We start from the raw sequence: 2,638 nt of genomic DNA, 5'->3' as shown, positions 1-2,638 counted from the left end.
CCTTGGTCGTGGTCCGCTTCTTCGCCGCCGGACGCGCCTTGGTCGTAGTCCGCGTCTTGGACGCCGGACGCGCCTTGGTCGTAGTCTTCTTCTTCGCCACCGGACGCGCCTTTGTCGCAGTCTTCTTCTTCGCCGCCGGACGCGCCTTGGTCGTAGTCCGCTTCTTGGACGCCGGACGCGCCTTGGTCGTAGTCCGCTTCTTCGACGCTGGACGCGCCTTTGACGCAGTCTTCTTCTTCGCTGCAGGACGCGCCTTCGTCGTAGCCCGCTTCTTCGCTGCAGGACGAGCCTTCGCAGTACTCCTCTTCTTTACCGCGGTTGACTTTTTGGCGGTGCGACTTGCCTTCCTGGTGGTCTTCTTGATAGCCATTGCAAACGTGTATTTAAGAAAAAATCTTCGTGTCTAGACTGCGATTCGGCGAACCCCAATTGTGATATGCTCGTCGTACACATCAAAGTCCATGACGAGGTCTCCGTCTGGATGGACAGCCTTTTGTAACTCAAGTGCAAGAGTCTCGTTCCGAATCCAGTCCACGTGCGCACTCACCGCCTCCGCCATGACCGGTGTTGCATCGTATGACACAACGATTCGGTCCGTAACTTGAAAATCAGCCTGTTTCCGCAGGTTTTGAATTCGATTGACGAGCTCTCTCGCCAGTCCTTCCTTCTCCAGTTCAGGATTCAGCTTTGTATCCAGTGCCACTGTCACGCCGTCTTCCGTGTCCACCAGCCAGCCTTCGATTCCCTCACTCGTTATTACGACGTCCTCAGACGTAAGACGCACGGATTCGCCATCGACGGAAATCACCGTTTCGCCTACCGACTGGAATTCCTCGATTGCCCCGTCATCCCATGAACGGACAGCATGATTGACCGCCTTCATGAGCTTGCCCAGTCTCTTTCCGAGGGCCTGAAAGTTTGGCTTCGCTGTGCGAGTCACCAGACCACTCGATGAAGACATGAGCTCAACCGTCTTGACGTTGACCTCTTCCAGGACGATTTGCTCCACGGCGCGGACATCCTGCACATCAACCCCGTGTCCCACTACGACGAGTATCTGTGACAACGGCTGCCGGACGTTTATTCCACTGGTGTTCCGGAGTGCAAGTACGACGGAACATATCGTGCGGGCTATCTGCATGCGGCGCTCAAGATCTGCATCGACCGCCTCTGGTCGCATCTCCGGAAACGCAGCAAGGTGAACCGACTCTACCGTGTGCTTTGCCGTACTGCGATTGAGACTCTGGTATAGCCACTCCCCGAAGAAAGGCGCAGTCGGACTCATCAACCTCGCCACCGTCACCAGGCACTCGAAGACTGTTTGATATGCGGCCAGCTTGTCCACACGATCCCCGTCGCTCTTCCAGAATCTTCTCCTGGACCGCCGAATGTGCCAGTTCGACAGCGAGTCAACGAATGACTCGATCGCTCTGGCTGAACGTGTGGGATTGTAGTCGTGGAGTGACTCGTCGACCTCAGCGATCAGGGAATTCAAGAGGCTGATGATCCATCGATCCAGTTCAGGTCGTTTCGCGATCGGTATCGTCGCCTCGTCAAACCGAAAACTGTCGATGTTCGCATACGTCGAAAAGAAGCCGTACACATTCTCCAACGTGCTGAAGAATTTCCGCAACGTTTCCTGCATGCCTCGCTCGGTGAACTTCAGGTTCTCCCACGGAGGACTGTTGCTCATCAGGTACCAGCGGGCTACGTCTGCACCATACGTGTTGATTACATCGAACGGATCGGTGGCGTTGCCCTTCGTCTTGGACATCTTCTCACCGGCCTCATCCAGGACGAGGCCGTTCACAACCACATTCCGATATGCGACGCTGTCCCGACAGATCGCAGAAATCGCATGCAACGTATAGAACCACCCCCGCGTCTGATCCACGCCTTCCGCAATGAAATCTGCTGGAAAGCTCTCTTCGAACGCTTCGTCGTTCTCAAACGGGTAATGCCACTGGGCGAACGGCATCGCGCCCGAATCGAACCAGACATCGATCAGATCTTCCACCCTTCGCATCGTCCCGCCATCAGGTGACGGCCATGTGAACTGGTCGACATACGGCCGATGAAGGTCGAGGTCCTCGTCGGCAGGGAGTTGGTCACCACACTTCTTGCGGAGGGCGTCGATCGACCCGATGACCTCAATGTAGTCGGACCCCTCTGCATCGGACTGCCAGATCGGGAGAGGTGTACCCCAGAAGCGTCGGCGGCTTAGCGCCCAGTCCACATTGTTCTCCAACCACTCCCCAAATCTTCCATCACCAATGCCTTGCGGGTGCCAGTTAATCTGATTGTTTAACTCAACCATCCGGTCCTTGATGGCCGTCGTCCGCACAAACCAGCTGTCGACCGGGTAGCTCATGAGGGGCGTACCCTTTCGCCAGTCGTGTGGATAGTTGTGCACGAACGTCTCGTGCCGGTACATCAGCCCGCGCGACTTCAGGTCGCGCACGATCGTCTTATCCGCATCCTTGAACCATTGCCCTGCCACGAGTGTAGCGACCTGCAGAAATCGCCCGTCACCGGCAATCGGATTCACGAGGGGAAGGTTCTCGCGCTGAGCCGTCTCGAAGTCCTCTGCGCCGAACGCAGGAGCCGTATGCACAATTCCGGTACCGTCCTCCGTCGA

At 56.7% G+C, this 2,638-nt stretch carries 2 protein-coding genes; one reads left to right on the top strand and one right to left on the bottom strand.

The window, feature by feature from the left end; all coding sequences use genetic code 11:
- On the top strand, positions 1-407 hold a 407-nt coding region (locus tag HKN37_15760; GenBank protein NNE48107.1), incomplete at its 5' end, for a hypothetical protein.
- Here the strand turns inward: HKN37_15760 and HKN37_15755 are convergent.
- A partial coding sequence (locus HKN37_15755; protein NNE48106.1) for an isoleucine--tRNA ligase occupies positions 404-2,638 on the bottom strand: 2,235 nt, incomplete at its 5' end. The two genes, HKN37_15760 and HKN37_15755, sit on opposite strands and share 4 nt — an antisense overlap.

It is taken from the genome of Rhodothermales bacterium (assembly GCA_013002345.1).
GTDB lineage: Bacteria > Bacteroidota > Rhodothermia > Rhodothermales > JABDKH01 > JABDKH01.
This window is presented reverse-complemented; position numbering and strand designations above follow the sequence as displayed.